20 protein-coding genes are annotated in these 17,921 nt (G+C 41.3%); 2 read left to right on the forward strand and 18 right to left on the reverse strand.

The window, feature by feature from the left end:
* Nucleotides 1-254 precede the first annotated feature (254 nt).
* Nucleotides 255-1,784: an alpha/beta hydrolase gene (locus tag QLQ22_RS14415; protein ID WP_284015029.1), complete on the reverse strand. Its 1,530-nt coding sequence runs from the start codon at nucleotides 1,782-1,784 to the stop codon at nucleotides 255-257.
* A gap of 247 nt (nucleotides 1,785-2,031) precedes the next feature.
* Between QLQ22_RS14415 and QLQ22_RS14420 the strand changes: the two genes are divergently transcribed.
* Nucleotides 2,032-2,244, forward strand: coding sequence for a hypothetical protein (locus QLQ22_RS14420; protein WP_223435630.1), 213 nt, complete (start codon nucleotides 2,032-2,034; stop codon nucleotides 2,242-2,244).
* A 286-nt stretch (nucleotides 2,245-2,530) separates the two neighbouring features.
* Here the strand turns inward: QLQ22_RS14420 and QLQ22_RS14425 are convergent, their stop codons facing one another.
* From QLQ22_RS14425 to QLQ22_RS14495, 15 genes are all read right to left on the reverse strand, one after another.
* Complete coding sequence (locus tag QLQ22_RS14425; protein ID WP_223435632.1) at nucleotides 2,531-2,824, reverse strand: DUF3817 domain-containing protein; 294 nt, start codon at nucleotides 2,822-2,824, stop codon at nucleotides 2,531-2,533.
* 107 nt (nucleotides 2,825-2,931) lie between these two features.
* Nucleotides 2,932-3,114: a hypothetical protein gene (locus tag QLQ22_RS14430; RefSeq protein WP_284015030.1), complete on the reverse strand. Its 183-nt coding sequence runs from the start codon at nucleotides 3,112-3,114 to the stop codon at nucleotides 2,932-2,934.
* Nucleotides 3,107-3,628: a DinB family protein gene (locus tag QLQ22_RS14435; RefSeq protein WP_223435635.1), complete on the reverse strand. Its 522-nt coding sequence runs from the start codon at nucleotides 3,626-3,628 to the stop codon at nucleotides 3,107-3,109. Before QLQ22_RS14435 ends, QLQ22_RS14430 begins: the two co-directional genes overlap by 8 nt.
* A gap of 108 nt (nucleotides 3,629-3,736) precedes the next feature.
* On the reverse strand, nucleotides 3,737-5,365 hold the full coding sequence (locus tag QLQ22_RS14440; protein ID WP_284015031.1) for an MDR family MFS transporter: 1,629 nt from the start codon (nucleotides 5,363-5,365) through the stop codon (nucleotides 3,737-3,739).
* Between the two features lie 10 nt (nucleotides 5,366-5,375).
* Nucleotides 5,376-5,801: a MarR family winged helix-turn-helix transcriptional regulator gene (locus QLQ22_RS14445; protein WP_223435638.1), complete on the reverse strand. Its 426-nt coding sequence runs from the start codon at nucleotides 5,799-5,801 to the stop codon at nucleotides 5,376-5,378.
* Nucleotides 5,802-6,205: 404 nt separating this feature from the next.
* Nucleotides 6,206-6,439: a YozE family protein gene (locus QLQ22_RS14450; protein WP_223435641.1), complete on the reverse strand. Its 234-nt coding sequence runs from the start codon at nucleotides 6,437-6,439 to the stop codon at nucleotides 6,206-6,208.
* Nucleotides 6,440-6,530: 91 nt separating this feature from the next.
* Nucleotides 6,531-6,812: a YokU family protein gene (locus QLQ22_RS14455; protein WP_223435642.1), complete on the reverse strand. Its 282-nt coding sequence runs from the start codon at nucleotides 6,810-6,812 to the stop codon at nucleotides 6,531-6,533.
* On the reverse strand, nucleotides 6,805-8,217 hold the full coding sequence (kamA, locus tag QLQ22_RS14460; protein ID WP_284015032.1) for a lysine 2,3-aminomutase: 1,413 nt from the start codon (nucleotides 8,215-8,217) through the stop codon (nucleotides 6,805-6,807). Before kamA ends, QLQ22_RS14455 begins: the two co-directional genes overlap by 8 nt.
* Nucleotides 8,218-8,311: 94 nt before the next feature.
* Entirely contained in the window at nucleotides 8,312-9,706 is a 1,395-nt protein-coding gene (locus tag QLQ22_RS14465; protein ID WP_223435647.1) for a sigma-54 interaction domain-containing protein, read from the reverse strand.
* 49 nt (nucleotides 9,707-9,755) lie between these two features.
* Nucleotides 9,756-10,610, reverse strand: coding sequence for a putative beta-lysine N-acetyltransferase (ablB, locus tag QLQ22_RS14470; protein WP_423246205.1), 855 nt, complete (start codon nucleotides 10,608-10,610; stop codon nucleotides 9,756-9,758).
* Nucleotides 10,611-10,685: 75 nt separating this feature from the next.
* Nucleotides 10,686-12,116: an aldehyde dehydrogenase family protein gene (locus QLQ22_RS14475; RefSeq protein WP_223435649.1), complete on the reverse strand. Its 1,431-nt coding sequence runs from the start codon at nucleotides 12,114-12,116 to the stop codon at nucleotides 10,686-10,688.
* A gap of 36 nt (nucleotides 12,117-12,152) precedes the next feature.
* Nucleotides 12,153-13,454: a peptidase gene (locus QLQ22_RS14480; protein ID WP_284015033.1), complete on the reverse strand. Its 1,302-nt coding sequence runs from the start codon at nucleotides 13,452-13,454 to the stop codon at nucleotides 12,153-12,155.
* A gap of 12 nt (nucleotides 13,455-13,466) precedes the next feature.
* The gene (locus tag QLQ22_RS14485; RefSeq protein ID WP_223435652.1) at nucleotides 13,467-14,117 is read right to left on the reverse strand and encodes a 3-oxoacid CoA-transferase subunit B; all 651 of its coding nucleotides are present in this window, start codon (nucleotides 14,115-14,117) and stop codon (nucleotides 13,467-13,469) included.
* The gene (locus tag QLQ22_RS14490) at nucleotides 14,096-14,794 is read right to left on the reverse strand and encodes a CoA transferase subunit A (protein WP_423246261.1); all 699 of its coding nucleotides are present in this window, start codon (nucleotides 14,792-14,794) and stop codon (nucleotides 14,096-14,098) included. Before QLQ22_RS14490 ends, QLQ22_RS14485 begins: the two co-directional genes overlap by 22 nt.
* 17 nt (nucleotides 14,795-14,811) lie before the next feature.
* Nucleotides 14,812-16,155 carry an aspartate aminotransferase family protein gene (locus tag QLQ22_RS14495; RefSeq protein ID WP_284015035.1) on the reverse strand — a complete coding sequence of 448 codons (1,344 nt, stop codon included), beginning with the start codon at nucleotides 16,153-16,155 and terminating at the stop codon, nucleotides 14,812-14,814.
* A gap of 201 nt (nucleotides 16,156-16,356) precedes the next feature.
* On the opposite strand from QLQ22_RS14495, the gene QLQ22_RS14500 reads away from it, so the two are divergent.
* Nucleotides 16,357-16,542 carry a DUF6954 family protein gene (locus QLQ22_RS14500; protein WP_284015036.1) on the forward strand — a complete coding sequence of 62 codons (186 nt, stop codon included), beginning with the start codon at nucleotides 16,357-16,359 and terminating at the stop codon, nucleotides 16,540-16,542.
* 36 nt (nucleotides 16,543-16,578) lie between these two features.
* On the opposite strand, the gene QLQ22_RS14505 is transcribed toward QLQ22_RS14500, so the two are convergent.
* Nucleotides 16,579-17,022 (reverse strand): GNAT family N-acetyltransferase, encoded by a 444-nt coding sequence (locus QLQ22_RS14505; RefSeq protein ID WP_223435658.1) that lies wholly within the window; start codon nucleotides 17,020-17,022, stop codon nucleotides 16,579-16,581.
* Nucleotides 17,023-17,038: 16 nt separating this feature from the next.
* Nucleotides 17,039-17,749, reverse strand: a complete 711-nt coding sequence (locus tag QLQ22_RS14510; RefSeq protein ID WP_349654956.1) for a nucleotidyltransferase domain-containing protein — start codon at nucleotides 17,747-17,749, stop codon at nucleotides 17,039-17,041.
* Nucleotides 17,750-17,921: the final 172 nt, after the last annotated feature.

A 17,921-nucleotide genomic window follows, 5' to 3' on the forward strand; every position in this document is an offset into this window, starting at 1 on the left:
TCATTAATGTACAGGAGAGGGATATTTACTTCCTCTCCTCTTCTGATGGGTAAGAATCCAGCAAGAAGCTTTACGATAAAGTGACACTTGATTCAGCGGGTTTTCTCTTTTTAACTTTGGAGTATCAGTAAGGCCAATGGACTTTAAATAGGTAAAGATAAAGACAAAACAAAAATCCCATATTAAGAGTTTAATACAGGATTTGATGGCATTAAATATAATCTATAACTATGTTCCTGTTTCAGATTCTTATATTACCTTGGCTCAACCTCTTTTCCTGTTTTAAGATCGATAACCTTCGTTGTATCATCAGGAACAGGAATTGTCTTGCTTCCAGGTGCCTTCTCGCCATTCTCTACCCAATCTACCAATAAATCAAATGACTGATGGGCATAAGGGAGCAAAGGCTGAAGTTTTTTGTCCGAGTCCGTTGCAGAATTCCATACTAGACTGTCAACATGATTTCCATTTTCAATCGAATACATGCGGTGAAGCTTTTCCTTGCCTGCTTTTTTTACAAGTTTTTCATAGCCCCTGGCGTGAATATCAGGGAAAATCAAGGCATCCAATGTTCCTGTAAAACTGATCAGCGGAACATCTATGTCACCCGTATTAGCAATTTCTTTTATGTTCTCTTTAACCCTTTTCGGACGGCTTTGATACTTGTAACCTTCAAAAATATAATCGTAGCTTCTGTCCCTGACTCCATTAATAAAGTTCAAGTAGTTTCTCCACGGAATGCTGTCGGGGGCATTTGGATCAAAATGGTCACGGTAGATGTTCGCTGTAATAAACCAATAAACCTGATCATGGTATGACCACAATTTTTCCGATCCTTTTGGGATGCCCGCTTTATACATTTCTTTTATAGCTTTTTCTTTTTCTATTCCAGTGCCGTAAATAGCAGCTTCAGCATGATTAACGACTGCTGTGAGAGAAGAAATTAAGTTTGGCTGCTTTTCCGTCCATAGAACACCTTCCCAATCTACACCTCCATCAAACAGACGGTTTTCTTTTTTCTGGCGGCCGTCATGCTCCAGAGCATACCTCACGACATATCCCCCATTTGAGATCCCCATTGCATAAGTTGGAACAATGTGATTCTTTCTCACTAAATGATGAGCTGGATTTGATTTATCTTTTGGAGAAATCAGCTGCTCTTGATAATGTTCCGCTAAATACGATTGAGCGGCTTTCGTGATTTGTCTGAAACGCTTATGCCATTCTGCGACGCTATCATCTTCAGCAGCCAGGGCGTTCTTCGCTTTTGCAAATGGGTCACTAGAATCCGTCTCTCCTTGTGTTCCCTTGTCAATTGCTGCAAACGCATACCCTTTTTCAAGAACAAAATCACTGAACAATAAGTCGGTAGACGTTTCATTTCGAGTAGCAGGAATACCAGCCACGACAAGTTTCCCATTCCACTTATCAGGGACACGTATCACAAACTGAGCGTCTTCAAAAGCGCCATTTATCTGAGTACCGCTGATGGCTGCGGGTTTATTGATCTTGTACCAGCCTGTCCCATCATTTACACTCCCCCAATTGACAGGAGCAAGACCAATGTTTCCAAACAATGCTGCATTTTGAAATTGAAGAGGATTTTTCGTTGTTAAGTAATTTCCGTTCACTCCATCAAAATAAGTTTCAACTACATTCTGCGCACCAGGTATAAGAAGACTCTGCAGCTGAGAGGTTTCTGCATTTACAGCATGGTGAGGGATTGGCAGCACCGATGCAAGCATGGCTGCCGATAAAGTAAACGCCATCATTTCTTTTTTCAAAAAAACACTCCCTTTATTAGAATTTTCTGCAAACTAAACATTTCTAGTTTACTCTTTTAGGAAATGATAGACATGGTACAAAAGATAGAACTGAATAAATAGGATAAATAGTCTATAGTCCTATCAATTATTGTTGGTATAGCAGAATCATACGATTTTACAAAAAATTTTCTATTATTAATATAATAGTAATTAGAGGAATTTCTCCATTTATGTCGAAAATAAATAGGATAAAGGGGCTGACCCAATGAATAAGGATAAATTATTAAAAAAAATGCATCACGCCAGCCGTGGCAATTTGTTTTCGATTGAGGTTCAAAAGGCTACGAAGGAAGATGAAAGGCAGATTGACCAATTTGTTTCAGAATTAGAAAGAGAAGGAAAAATAAAATTAAGAGAAGTTGTCCAGCGCGAATATTCCGTTTATTTACATGGAATTGTTAAGTATGCATCCGAATAATCGGATGCATTTTTTCATTTCTAAACTGCGAATGCAGTTTTCACCAGACCGCCCTCTCTGATGAAATCATTCAAGAAACTCTTTTCCTGCATCGTTATGGTAAATAAGAAAAGATTCGCAGTGTGAATTTAGTTTGGACCTTATCCATTCAATTTTGAAGAAACTCCCCTCCTCCTTCCAACCAGGTACAATGATATCACTTGAGATAAAAAGGAGTGCAAGATGAAACTGAAAAAAGCATAAAAAAAGAACCTTTTCGCAAAGGTCATTTGTACATTTCATTTTCTTATAAATTTGCTTTTTTAAGTCTCGCATCCAGAATCATGTTGCCAAACGGAATAAACGCTACAGCGACTGCACTGAATACCCAGGTGAAGGACCATCTGATTTTATACGTAGTATAGGCAATGATCAGCAAATACGTGATAAAGAAAAAGCCATGAAGTGATCCCACAATTGTTACGGCCATAGGGATTCCTGCCAGATGTTTTAAAGGCATGGCAATAAAAAGAAGAATCAGCAAAGACGCTCCTTCGATGAATCCCATGAGCCTAAAGCGGCCAATTGGTGATTGAAGCATAGGTGAACCTCCAGTACACTTTTTTCTTTTATTATAAGATATGAATGGCCTAAAAACTACCTTGCTGAGCAGACGTCATAGAATGTTCATTTCTATATGTATGTCCACTAAGAGGTTTTATTCTTTTGTTTTAGCTGGGTTGAGATTGACAAGTAAAGGACTGCAATAAAACCAATGACTCCAAAGATGATTGCCATAACATACGGCAAAGTAAATTCGAAATAATATATGCCGGGAATTAAGCTGAACCCTACCAAAATAACGAGCAGCCAATGTCCGTATTTATTCAATGCTGCCGTCCTTTCTCTTTTCATAAAGATAAATCACATAATCCAAAGATACACCTGGCACACCCTGCTGCCTAAGCATTGCTGTGATGTTCCCGCGGTGATAGGTTCCGTGGTTTGCTACATGCTGGATCAATTCAAAAACATTTGTCTCTAATTTTCCATACATCGGGTGTTCAATAGTAAATGCTCTTTCTGCATCTCTATTGTCTTTTAAAAATAATTCGTATTCATTCGCAAGCTTTGCAAACATTCTCTCTAATTCTTCCATACTCCTATTCTCTGTTTCTTTTTGAGCCTCGCCAAGATAAGCCATTATTCGTTCAAAAGAATCCCGCTTGATTACTTTCAGCCAAAGGGCATCCGTAAGATACATGTGAACCATGACATGGGACAGAGACGGAAATACACTTTCTATTTCATTTGTATACAATTCCTTCGGCAGTTCCTTCAATCGGCTAAACACTCTGATATTAGACCACTTGTGAAAATCGTACAGCTGAATTGCATTTGTCATGAAGCTCATCCCTTTCCTTCAATTCTCCCCTCTCAATTATAGCATATTATGGAAAAAATTATTTTATAATCTAAAAAACCAAGGCACAAAATGCACCTTGGTTTACCGTTAATTTTCGTTGCTCTGTAATTTTCCTGTTTTAATGACACTTTCTTTTTTTACAGATGGCTGATCCTTCGCACTTCTGAGCGGAACTTCTTTAATAAAGAATGTTAAGAGAATCGCGACGGCCATCGTGATGGTTACAAAGATGAAAACACCCGATAATGCATAGCTCAAAGAATCCTGAAGCTTGTGAATGACATTATCAAAGAAAGGGATCGCCTCTTGCGGCAAAGTACTTTTAAGCCCATCAAGTTTTTCATGGTCCAGCAGAAGCTGAGGATTTTGAAGAGATTCCAATTTGCCGGCAAGTTCAGGTGAAGCGGCCATTTGATTGGTGTCTCCAGTTTGACTCATAGACGCCATTTTATCCTGCATACGTGAGTTGAGCAAGGTTCCCATGATGGCAACCCCAACCGTACCGCCTACTGATCTGAAAAGCTGTGACGAAGCAGTTGCTACACCGAGCAGCTTTTGATCAACCGCATTTTGTACCGTTAAGGTAAAGACCGTCATTCCAATTCCTATACCGAATCCTACTAAAGTTAAATAAAACACCAATAGGTATTGAGACGTTTCTACAGTCATGGTAGAAAGCAAGTAAAGACCAATTGCAGAAATAAAAAGACCGATGATGGCCTGCATCTTATATTTTCCTGTTTTCGAAATAATCTGGCCGCCAAGAGCACTGGCAAAAACTAATCCAAGAGTCATCGACATCGTCAGAAAGCTGGAATGTGTAGCGGAATAGCCAAGGACTCCCTGAATGAAGTAAGGCACGTACATGACGCCTCCGAACATGGAAACTCCGATGACAAAACCGATAATATTTGAAATCGTAAAAATGCTGTTATTAAATAAGTCCAATGGCAAGATCGGACTCACCGCTTTTCTTTCAACAAAGACAAAAATGATCAGAGACAGCACTAAAGCTCCAAATAAAGATAAAATCTGAACAGAATCCCAGTCATATTTAGTTCCTGCCCATGAAAAAGCCAATAATGCCGTAGTGATCGCTGCTGATAAAAAGACGGATCCAAGATAGTCGACTTTCTCACCTGCTTTTTTAGCAGTTGAAGGGAAAAGCTTCCAAATTAGAACGAGAGCTACAATACCAAGCGGCAAGAACACCCAGAAGACCCATTTCCACTCAAGGTTATCAACGATATAACCCCCAAGTGTTGGACCAAACACACTTGAAATTCCGAAGACTGCACTCATGGCACCCTGCCATTTTCCCCGTTCACGCGGCGCGAAAAGATCTCCTACAGCAGTAAAAGCTGTAGACATAATCATCCCTGCACCAAATCCCTGAATTCCGCGGTAGATAATCAACTGAAAGATGTTCATTGATGTTCCGGCTAAAAATGCACCGATTGAAAAGATAATGATACCAATAATGATAAACGGCTTTCTTCCATAAATATCAGACAGCTTACCGACAAGGATCGTTGTGATCGCACTTGTCAGCATGTAAATCGTAAATACCCAGCTGTAATAGTCCAGTCCGCCTAGATCCGAAATAATCTTCGGCAAAGCATTCCCGACGATCGTTTGATTGACCGCGGCGAAAAACATCGCTGCAATAATTGCAATCATAATCGTGATTTTTTCTTTATGACTTAAATGTTCCATTATTCCACCTCTATTGTTCATCTAGTAATTTCGTTAATAATCGATTAAACACAATGATTTCTTCATCGGTTACACTTTCCAGTTTGTGATGAAAGTATTCAGTAATGGTCGCTTCCACTTCAGTTGTTACTTTTTCTCCTGCTTCAGTCAGCTTCAAATAGACCACTCTTCTGTCTTCTTCAGCTCGCATCCGGTTCAAATAGCCCTTTTTGATCAGTTTTTCACTTACAGAAGTGATATGGCTGCTTGAAACACTTAATCGTTCAGCTATTTGGCTGACATTTTGGTGGCTCTGCTCACGAATCAGACGAAGGACCATAAATTCATTGAACGGGAGATAAGTTTCCAGCAATTCATTCAAATTTGTCCTGGTCATTTTATTTAACTTCCGGTAATTAGAGAGAAATTCATACGTAAGTTCCTGTCTTGTTTCCATTTTCCCCTCCTGTACACTTAATGAAATTAATATTTAACCTACTTAACTATTAACTTTATTAACTATATGATTATTCGAAGGTGATGTCAAGAATAAAAGTTTGAGGGATTGATTTTGCATTTGTCTTCCAATTTGTGTTTTTTGCTTGTCAATTTCGGGTAACAATAAGACCTCTTTAATACCCTGAAATCTGGATTTCGTTCATTTTAGGTAACCATAGCCTCTCTTTGATTACCTGAAATCCGGACTGATTTTTGTCTCTATGTCATTTTATTCGGACCACTATTTTTATCAGGTTAAACACGCTCTATTCCATACTATTCCGCCTTTTTCCGTTGCACTTTTTAATTGGTTAAGACTGTCTAAATTCGCAAAAAAAAAACAACCTACAAAGTAAGTTGTTTTTAGATTGATGCTTTTTTAAGGATTTCGGTTTCATACAATTCCCAGGCATCATCGAAGACGACGAGGCTGTGGAGGTAAGATCCATTCAGTTCGAGATAGGAACTGATTTCATGGTAATCTTCGGATGATTTCGGAAAGCTGTGGTCGTCATAAGCGTCATTTGCAAATTGGCTGATGTCATCGGCCGGTTTTGGATGACGGTATTTCATCAGGTAGTGGTAAAAAGATTTCACGGTATATCCCCCTTGTCACAATTACGTTTGGAAATTGTCCCTATTATAACGTTTATTGTACAAGAAGAAAACCTCAGAAGGTTCTTTAGGTTCAGGTAAAATCAAAATAGTTTCGCTTCAGATGACGCTTCCATTTCATCAGTTTTTCGTAATCTATGCGGTTTGGCAGCTCTTTAACGGAAATTAGAAGGAGCTGATTTTCAATTTCATTAATGGTTTGTTCGCTTTGATAGCTGATACCGCAATCCGGACAAGTAATACATGGAGTATCTGAAATTTCGATAGCCCGCGAACCGTCAGGCAGCTCCCAGTGAACTAAGTTGCTTGAGCTCATTGCATTTTGCGATTCACACCATTCGCAGCGCTCACTCATTTTCTGACGCATTCTTTTCTTCGGATTTTAATAGCTGCGCACGGTACTTTTTATCCTTTAACTCATCACGCTTTTCCCGTTTGTCCTTTAATGTTGAATGAGCAGGGTTGGTTTCAAACGTTTTTCTTCTATTTATTCTTCCGATGCCTTCAGGGATTAAGTTAAATTGAGCGTCTTCGTACAAACCAGCAATTCCTGATAGGGATTTTTTGGATGCAGAGTCCGGATAGACTTCATTAAAGTAATCATCTGCAAGTCCAGGCGTATAATTTTCCGGCTCCGGGTAGGTTGTAATGACTCCTTCAAAGTTACGGAGCACAACTTTGTCCGGACTTTGAGAAATTAAATAGTTAGGCTGCAGGGCAATTTTCCCGCCGCCTCCCGGAGCGTCGACGACAAAAGTTGGAACCGAATAGCCGCTTGTATGTCCGCGGAGGCCCTCAATTATTTCAAGTCCTTTTGAAACAGGTGCACGGAAATGTCCGATTCCTTCTGACAAGTCACATTGATAAATGTAATAAGGCCGCACTCTTATTTTCACAAGATCATGCATCAGTTTTTTCATGATTTGCACGCTGTCATTAATTCCTGCAAGGATAACCGCCTGATTTCCGACTGGCACGCCTGAGTTCACAAGCATTTCACATGCCTTCTTAGATTCTTCAGTTATTTCAATGGAAGTATTGAAATGTGTATTCAGCCAGACCGGATGATATTTTTTCAAGATGCTGCAGAGATTTTCTGTGATGCGCTGCGGAAAAACTACAGGCGCACGTGTACCGATTCTGATGATTTCTACATGATCAATTGCTCGGAGATTTTTTAAAATATATTCAAGAATTGTGTCATTAATCAGCAATCCGTCTCCCCCTGAAATCAGCACATCCCGGACTTCTGGCGTTTGAGCAATGTAGTTAATCGCATCATCCAGCTGCTTTTTAGGCACACCCATGCCAATTTGACCAGAGAAGCGCCTTCTCGTGCAATATCTGCAGTACATCGAGCATTGGTTTGTCACTAGAAACAAGACGCGATCGGGATAGCGGTGAGTCAGGCCAGGTACAGGTGAATCTTCATCTTCGTGAAGCGGATCTTCAAGGTCATATTTTGTTTTATAAAGCTCCTGTGATATCGGAACCGACTGCATGCGGATTGGACATCTCGGATCATCTTCGTTCATTAGCCATGCATAGTAGGGAGTAATATTTAAGGGGATGGTTTTCGTTGATATTTTAACCCCTTCTTCTTCATCAGGAGTCAGATTAATTACTTTTTTAAGGTCATCAAGTGTGCGGATGGTATTTGTCAGCTGCCAGAGCCAGTCATTCCACTGTTCATCTGTGACATCTTTCCAGAGTTCGATGTCTTTCCAGTCGCGCTTCGGCTTGTATAGATCGTATTTCATGGCAGTTCCCCCAATTCGGTCTTTACCATTATTACATGCAAAAACCATGCCAACGTGACTATGAAGCTGCTAAAATCACATTTGCTATTTATGCTTATAATTTTGGTGCCGAAAATTGGTCAGGAAAATATTTTTTCACTTTGTATTGAAGAGTTTGTCTCGGAATTTGGAGCAGCTTTGCTGTTTTTAAAATATTGCCTTCGCTTTGAACAAGTGCTTGTTGAATAATCTCTTTTTCCATCATTGACATTTTTTCATGAAGAGAATGCGCTTCCTTTGACGTATCTTCCTCTTTCAGTAAATATGGCGGTAAATGATCGGTTTTAATTCTATTCCCATCACACATATTCATGGCAAACTCAATGCAATGCTTTAACTCCCTTACATTCCCGGGCCAGTGATGGTGCTTTAAAAGGACTTGCGCTTCGTCTGATAATGCAGCAACACGCTTTTGAAATTCATGATTGTACTTTTTTATGAAATAAGAAATCAGTAAGGGAAGGTCGAGCGGCCTTTCTCTGAGCGGGGGAAGATTGATTCCGAAGACGTTTAAGCGAAAATAAAGATCTTCCCGCATTTTTCCCTCCGCGAGACATTTTTCAGGGCTGATGTTCATTGCGGCAATCACTCTGACATCGACTGTGATTGAATGACTGCTTCCGATTCTCCTAATCGTGCCATCGTCAATGACTCTAAGAAGCTTCGCCTGCAGATTCAGTGGCATAGATTGCAGTTCATCCAGAAAAAGCGTGCCGCCGTGCGACAGTTCAAATAAGCCTGGCCTGTCTACTGCCCCTGTGTAGCTCCCTTTTGCTGTCCCAAATAATAAACTTTCAAGCAAGGCTTCAGGAAGCGCCGCACAGTTTTGTGCTATAAAAGGAGCATCTCTGCGCTGTGATTCGTTATGAATGGCCTGTACAATTAATTCTTTTCCAGTTCCTGTTTCCCCATAAATGAGAACATTTGATGAGGTAATTGCCGCTTTTTTCACAAGCATTTTTATCATAAGAAGGTTCTTGCTTGCAGTAATGATGTCATCAAGAACATACCTTGTGCCGTTGGATCCCTCTGCTTTAGGGGGAGAATGGACTTGTTTTTGCAGGTCAGCAAGCCGCTCTGTCAGCCGCTTGATCGCTGAATAATCCTTTGCAATTTCAACTGCACCGATCACTTTATCCTCTGATAAAATCGGCAGGCTTGTGTTCACAGTCTCAATTTTTTCGCCCTTTATATTTATGTACGTTTGTGAATGGTGATAAATCGGTTTTTTCGTTTTAATGGCTTTTAATAGTGTGCTCGTTTCTTCAGAAAGAGACGGAAAAACATCAAATAAATGCTTGCCTACTACCTCATCGACTTTCAAACCATCATGAAAAGCTGCAATCTCGTTGTAAAAAACGGTGATTCCTTTCTCATCAACCGCATGAATCCCCTCATCAATCGTTTCTAAAATATGATGAATGATTCGCTCCCTATTTTGATTTGTCAAAGGTTTTCCTCCTTTTTACATAAGCCGCCGGATTTTCGGCATACATTGCTCAATTTCCGGCAGACAGATCTTTGCACCATACATTCATGTTTTCAAGATCTGTGCTAATGACACAATTATTTGTAAGTCTGCCGGTATATTCGTAATCCAGCTGATGCAAAACGGCGTTCATGCCGAAAGAATCCGCCCTTGCAATCGAATAAGCACAAAAAATACCGTTTTCAAAAAGCTTTTGCTCAAGTAATAAAATCAGGCTTCTCATTAATTTATGCTTTCTGACTTCGGGCAGCGTTGCACAGTCTGTTATTTCAGCATTGTGGTATGCTGAATTGATTTCAGCAGAAGCAGCGCTAACGATGTTGTCTCCTTTTTCAGCAAGATAATAGATGGTGCCATCCCTCATCGTTTTTTGTATATAATCACTTGAATGGAGGGGTGTTGGATACAGTTCGAATACTGCTCTGTATAACTCTGCAAGCTTCTTTGCATCATGTTCTTCAGCTGTACGAAATAAAAATGCTGCTGACTGTACATGAACTGTCTTCTTTTTTTCATAAATGGATGTGACGATGCTGTCCTGCTTTGTCCAGCAGTCTGTTTTTCTTCTTTCTTCACTTAAATATTTCGTAAAAAAATAGGCGTCATCACTGTGAAAATAATTTTTAATAATGGCTTCAAGCTGAAATTGATGCTTCAATAAAAAAGTGATGTCACAGGCTTTTGCTTTGACAATAACTTTTGTGAAGCTGTTATCTGAAGCTAATTTGTATGCATCTGTGAGCAAGGACTCTGTATTTCCGCGATAGTCATCGATTCGGAGCCTTTTGTTAAAATAATCGAGTACTGCATCAGCCCGATAGTCCTTTTTAGCTAACATTATTGTTTCGGAGTAAGTTTTTTTCAAGAACTGGTCCCCCTTATATAAAAAATTACCCTAAAAAAATAGAGTGCAGCCTGCACACTCTATTTTTTTTAAGCCTTAGAACTTGGCATGATTAAACGAGATCAGCTTCAATTCAGTCAGTTCTTCAATGGCATATTTAATGCCTTCTCTGCCGAAACCGCTGTCCTTCACTCCCCCATATGGCATGTGATCGACACGGAAGGTTGGAATGTCATTGACCATGACACCGCCGACATGAAGGGCTTTTGCTGCTTGGAAGGCCAGGTCGACTTTATTTGTAAATACACCTGCTTGAAGTCCATATCTCGAGTTATTCACTTCTTCAATTGCTTCATCAAATGTTTTGAATGAGTTGATGATGACAATTGGAGCAAATGCTTCCTGACAAGAGAGATTGACTTTTGCCGAGACATTCAGCAAGATAGTCGGCTGAACAGTCTGATGATCCTCTGATTTGCCGCCGCATGCGATTTGAGCTCCTGCATTCTCAGCTTCTTCAATCCAGGAAATGGCGCGATCCACATCTTCGCTTGAGATTAATGAGGAGACATCTGTCTCTTCAGCAAGGGGATTGCCGAGTTTAAGTTTCTTCGTCTCTTCTACAGCCTTCGCAACGAACTCATCAAATACATTTTCGTGTACATAAATTCGCTGCACGGATATGCAAACCTGGCCCGCATACGCGAATGCACCTGTCACACATCTTGGAGCTACCTTTGAAACATCAGCATCTTCTGCGACAATGACAGCTGAGTTTGATCCTAATTCAAGGAGCGTCTTTCTCATGCCGGCTTCTTTTTTCAGCTTTTTCCCTACGTCTGGACTTCCTGTAAACGTAAGTGCCTTTATGCGTTCATCTGATGTAAAATGCTTGCCGATTTCACTGCCTTTTCCTGTTACAATGTTCAGTGCGCCTTCAGGCAGACCCGCTTCATGAAAAAGCTCTCCGATGAAGTAGGAGCTTAAAGGTGTTTGTGTCGCAGGTTTTAAAACAACTGTATTGCCTGCGGCAAAAGCAGGCCCAAGCTTATGCGCAACGAGATTCATCGGGAAATTAAAAGGCGTGATCGCTCCAATAACGCCGATTGCCTCGCGCACTGTGTATGCTGTCCGGTTTTCCCCGCCTGGAGCTGCATCCATTGAAATCGTCTCACCATTCAGCCTTCTCGCTTCCTCAGCAGCAAATGTGTATGTCATAACCGTTCGGTCCACTTCTGCTCTCGCAGTTTTAATTGGTTTAGCGGCTTCTTTGGCAATAATCACAGCCGCTTCTTCTTTTCGTTCAGCAAGAAGCTGGGCTGTTTTCAGTAAAATATCTGCACGCTTATGGGCAGGCAAAACGTTCATCTTACTAATCGCTTCACTTGCTGCGTCAACTGCTGCTTTTACTTGATTCTGACCCGCAATTGCTACCTCTGCCAGCAATTCATCCGTGTAAGGAGACTTTAATTCCTGATACTTGCTTGCTTCCATATGCTGTCCGTTGATCCATAAATGCTGCTTCATTTGCTGACACCTCAATTATTTAATCGTTATCTTCAATTATTTACCCTTTCCATCGATCTGTAAAAACATCTGCTCTGATACACCGCACCAATGCATTAAGAAAACAGCCAGAATTTTTGTACATTCGATGATTTTATCAATTTCAATAAATTCATTCGGAAAGTGAGCCATCTCTGTTTCGCCGGGGCCAAATACAATGGAAGGAATATCTCCTGCATGAGATAAAAGGCCTGCATCGGTTCCCCAAGGAGATGCCTCAATGATCGGTTCTTTATCCATGATCTCTTTATAAGAATTTATCAAAGCTTCGGTTAGAGGATGTTCGATTCCGATTTCATTTGGAAGCCACCTTGCTCCAAACCACTCAAGTTCCACAGGATGTTCATTGAACCATTCATCCTTTGAAGAAAGGTCAGAAATCCACTCTTGAAATTCAGTCTGCACCTCTTCTATCGTTTCATTCGGTGCGATCCCGCACCTTCCTTCTAAGGTGACAAGATCTGCCACAGAGGATGGCCACGTGCCTCCCTCTATTTTTCCAATATTAATAGGAACTGGAATCGGAATTTTTTTGTAAAGCGCATCGGTTATTTTTTCGTTTCGCTTTTTTTCAAGCTCCAGGATATGCTTAACAACCAGCGTGCTTTTTTCAATGGCGCTGATTCCTTCATACCTCGTTCCCCCATGTGCAGAACGCCCCTTTATTTTCAGCCTGAACCACATAGATCCCTGCTGTTTTTGAAAAATTTTCATTTTAGTAGGCTCCGGAATGATGGCTGCATCTGCCTTGTATCCGCGTAAAATGGCAGCAAGGGTTCCCGCGCCGCCGCTTTCTTCTTCAATGACACTTTGAAAAATGACGTCTCCCTTTAAGGAAATCCCTGATGCTTTAATAGCTTCCATTGCCATTAAGAGACAGACATTCCCGCCTTTCATATCCGTCGATCCGCGTCCATAAAGACGGTTTTCGGTTACCACTGCCTGATAAGGGTCCACATCCCATTGCTCTAAGTCGCCTTCTGGCACGACATCGATGTGTCCATTTAAAATGACGGATTTCCCGCCTCCTTTTCCTTTTAAAACACCGACAATGTTCGGGCTGTCTTTAAAAGATGTTCTCGTTGCTACAAAATGCGGGTGCTGTTTTAGGAGTTTGCCGCCAGGCTCCCACAGATCTATATCCAGACTAAGCTGACGGCATTTTTCCAGCACGACCGCTTGAGCTGACGCCTCATTTCCCTGAACACTTCTCTGTTCGACCATCTTTTTGAGTAATTTAATTGACCGGTTTCGATTTTCTTCTATCCATGTGCAAACTTGCACCTGCAAGTTTTTCATCGAATCACTCCTTCAAAGATTCATGCCGATCTCAAGCTTTGCTCCTGTGCTTTTCATCACATCCTGGACTGTGAATGGAGCCATGACCTCTTTTAATATAAGTCCTGTTTCATGCACTTCAATTACTGCCATATCCGTAATAATTAAATCGACACATTGTTTGGATGTAAGCGGCAGGGTGCAGCTTGTGAGAATTTTTGGATCGCCGTTTTTATTGACATGATTCATGACGACAATGACTTTTTTTGCTTTTCCGGCAAGTTCCATTGCTCCGCCCATTCCAGGTACACGCTTACCGGGTACGATCCAATTGGCGAGATCCCCATTTTCGCTTACTTGGAGAGAACCTAGAATCGTCAAATCAATGCATCCCCTTCGAATCATGCCAAACGCTGTAGCCGTGTCAAAATAAGAGGCTCCTTTTTCAAGGGTTACCGGATAGCCGGCAGCATTGCACAGTGTCTCCTCTTCTTCTCCTTGCAAAGGTGTTGGTCCAATGCCGAGGATGCCGTTTTCAGCCTGAATCATCACTTGAGGTTTGTTTTTCAGATAATTCGGCACGAGAGAGGGAATCCCTATGCCAAGATTGACGATCATGCCGTTATCTATTTCCTGCGCTGCACGTTTTGCAATATTTTCTCTTATTTCGCTTCCCATACCCACTTCCAGTTCACCCCTTCACTTTGTACGATGGCTTGAACAAATACACCCGGGGTTATGATGGCTTCGGCATCAAGCTCGCCTAAGCTTACGATTTCATCGACTTCAGCAATGGTATAATCTCCAGCCATAGCCATAAGCGGGTTCATATTCCGTGCACTTTTTTTGTAAATGATGTTTCCGAATTCATCCGCTGCCTTTCCGCAAATGATGGCCACATCAGCAGTAAGGGCTGTTTCAATAAAATAGGTGCGCCCTTCCACTTGTACAAGGTCTTTTCCTTTTTCTGCAATCTCACTTCCCATGCCTACATCTGACAAAATTCCTCCAAGACCCATGCCGCCGGCACGGATTCTCTCGCCAAGAGTTCCCTGGGGAGTAAATTCCACTTCAAGCTTGCCTTCTGACATCAAGCTTCCCGCGATTGGATTTGAGCCAATATGCGAGGCAATTACTTTTCGGACACGCCCTGCAGAGATCAATTTTCCAATTCCGATATGAGGAAAACCAGTGTCATTGCAGATAATTTCGAGGTCCCGCACCTCTTTTTCCAAAATTGCGTCAATTAAAGACGGAGGGGTGCCAACACCTCCAAATCCACCTGCCATCAGCGTGCAGCCGTCATTGATTTTGCCTATAACCTCATCAATTTGTCTAATTTTCTGAAATGAATTAGCAATCATACAGATTCTCCTTTTTATGACATTGGCAGCACTTCGGCTTCTATTTCTTCAGTCGTTTTTGTAAATAGGTGGATAAGTTCGTTTAGCTCTTCATCATTGATGTTCAGCGGCGGGGCAATTAATATGGCGTCGCCGTCGCCGCCTTCGATTCCAGCAGCAGACGGATAGACAAGCAGTCCGTTCTGATTTGCTTTCTTAATGATGCGGTTCGTAAGATTATAAGATTTCGGAAAAGGCTGTTTGGTCGTCTGGTTCATGACAAATTCAATTCCTATTAATAATCCTTTTCCCCTGACATCACCGATGATTTCTGTTTTTTTCTGCAATTTTTGCAGGTTTTTAATCAGCATCTTTCCTTTTTCAAAAGCTGCATTGTTCAATTGATTTTTTTCAATATAATGCAAGACTGCTAGACTGACAGCTGCAGATTGAGGATTCGCGCTGTAGGTATGCCCGCTCATGATTAACTTTGATCCTTGCTGAATTGGCCGCATCACCCTGTCACTGATTAAAGTTGCCGCAACAGGAGCATAACCGGCACTTAATCCTTTCCCGAGTGCAACGATGTCAGGCAATGCTCCCCAATGCTCCATCGCAAGTGTTTTTCCTGTTCTTCCAATGCCTGTCATGACTTCATCCGCGATGAACAGAATGTCGTTTCGATCACAAATATCGCGGATTTTTTCGTAATATCCTTCTGGAGGTGTAATTGCTGCTCCCGCTGCACCGACAACCGGCTCTGCAACAAAAGCAGCAACGTGATCTGCACCGATTCTTCTTATTGCCGTTTCCAATTCTCCTGTACATTTCGCCTTGCAAGAGGAGGGTATTAATCCATATGGACAACGATAACAGTACGCAGGAGATACCACGGGATTTGCTTCAAGCAGCGGCTGAAACCGGAAACGCCGCTCTGGATAGCCTGACAAAGAAAGCGCGCCAATTGTTATCCCATGGTAGCTCATCCACCTGGAAATGATTTTTGTTTTTTTAGGCATGTTTTTTTCCTGAAAAAACTGTATCGCTGTCTTCATGGCCGTTTCAATGGCTTCAGATCCGCTGTTGACCAGAAAGGTCCAGTTAAGATCACCCGGCGTCATCTCTGCAAGCTTCTTTGCCAGGCCCTCAGCTGCATGGCTTGAAAATTGAGACCGATAGACAAACGATACCTCTCGCGCCTGCTCCGCCATTGCTTCGACTATTTCACTGACCCCATGTCCGATTGAACAAGTTACAGCTCCAGATGATCCATCCAAATATTTCTTGCCAGAAGTATCGTATAGATAAACACCTTGTCCATGGCTGACTTTTTTATAGCTTTCATCAAGCATCGGTTTGATTAAGTACTCCCTCTCCATCCGGATACCCACCTCACTTGCATTCTGAATATCATGCTTCTTACATTCTATGTGAAGGATAAACAGGTTATTTCTATAGATGAAGGTTGCATTGAATTAGATAATCATTTTAGATTGAAAGCGCTGTCATTTTTAAGAACTATTGTATCTCAGACTCCTAATGAAACATAGGATGTATGAAAAAGGCAAAGGTGATATTCTTTGAAGTGGATTGTGGATGTAGTATTCCTTCTTTTATTCATGCTGCTTGCTTTCTTCGGAATCGGTCCTGTGCTGTTTTCAGACGGAACTTTGGATGAAAGAATTGTAACAGGATTTTTTGTCATCATGACAGCGAGTTTACTTTGTGTTTTGTATCATTCTTTCTCAAAAAATTTCTTCAAATAAACGCTTGGAAGTCTTCCAAGCGCTTACTTTTCGCTCTCAAATGGAGTAGGTCAGAAAGTCTCCTTTTCTGCCACCCATCTTTTCATAAAAGCGCTGTGCTCTTGCATTATCCCGCGCTGTTTCCCAGGTCATGGCAGCATATTGATGCTGCTTGCTGTATGTCTGGCAGCTTTTGAAAAGTTTTTCTGCAGCTTTAGATCCCCTGTATGCTTCCTGAACATAAAGGTCATTCATAATCGTAATGGGTTCAGCTCTGGTTGTGCTGTAAGTGAAATAAAGTGTCGCGAATCCGACAGCCTTGCCGTTTTCCTCCGCCAAAAATTGAATACCCTTCTCTTCTTGCTGAAGTGTCTTAATCAGCTGATGAATTTTATGCTCTGGAGGTTTTGGACATTGATAAAAATCGACGATATATTCATACATAAGCGCTGTCAGAGCAACAAAATCCATTTCATTTGGATGACGTATGATAAGTGACATGATCATCTCTCCTATTCTATTCTTTTTTTCCCAGTGAAAACCCTTCAAAAAATCTGCCGCCGTGGGGCTCCAAAATCGAATCTGTCAAGGCAATAACATTGTCTTTGCGTCCTGTACGGTAATACTCGTCAAAAACGGAGGTGAATTCAGCGGCAAATACAGGATCATATTGCATGAGAGCCCTTGGAATCCATTTTGATTTCCCTATATATCTTCCATTTGTCAGCAGGACAAATTCATGGATCAGCTCTGCGAGTACCCCAGCAATAAAAATTTCTTCCGAGCGTTTGCTGCTCCCCGTAAAATCATCAAGTGCATCTGTTATAAAATAGCGTCTCATTTCTATTTCTTCTTTCGAAAGAGGCTGCGGACCCTTTTCTAAAAGTTTCTGAGCTTCCCTTTTAATTGGCTCAAGCAAATCTTCTCCTTTTATAACAAGTCCTTCATATACCATTCTCGGCATGGATGGCGTGCCGCTTTTGCAGTCACTTTGAAAAAACTGCCGGTATGACTCGAAATTATGGACAAATGCTTCCACTGGCCATTCAAACTCAACATATGATTCCCGGTAGGAAGATTCTAGTGCTTGATCAAAAATAACGAGATCAAGATCTGACGTTTTAGTGCTTTCCCCTCTTACCACACTGCCTGATAATACAGCGGCTTTGCATGACGGGTACCGTTTTTCTATAATTCTTTTTGCAGCTTCTACTGGATCCAGTCTCATATTTATCACTCTCCCCTTAAGGATTTTTCAGTATATTGATAAAATCTGTGTGATATTTTCGTTTTGCTATTTCTGCAGCACTTCTTTGTTCGCCGTTTAGGGTGTCTCCTCCGTTATTTATTAATAGACTTCCAATCTCTGTATTTCCTTCAAAAGCTGCGTTCCTGAATCG

It is taken from the genome of Metabacillus hrfriensis, assembly GCF_030127205.1.
GTDB classification, from domain to species: Bacteria; Bacillota; Bacilli; order Bacillales; family Bacillaceae; genus Bacillus_P; species Bacillus_P dongyingensis.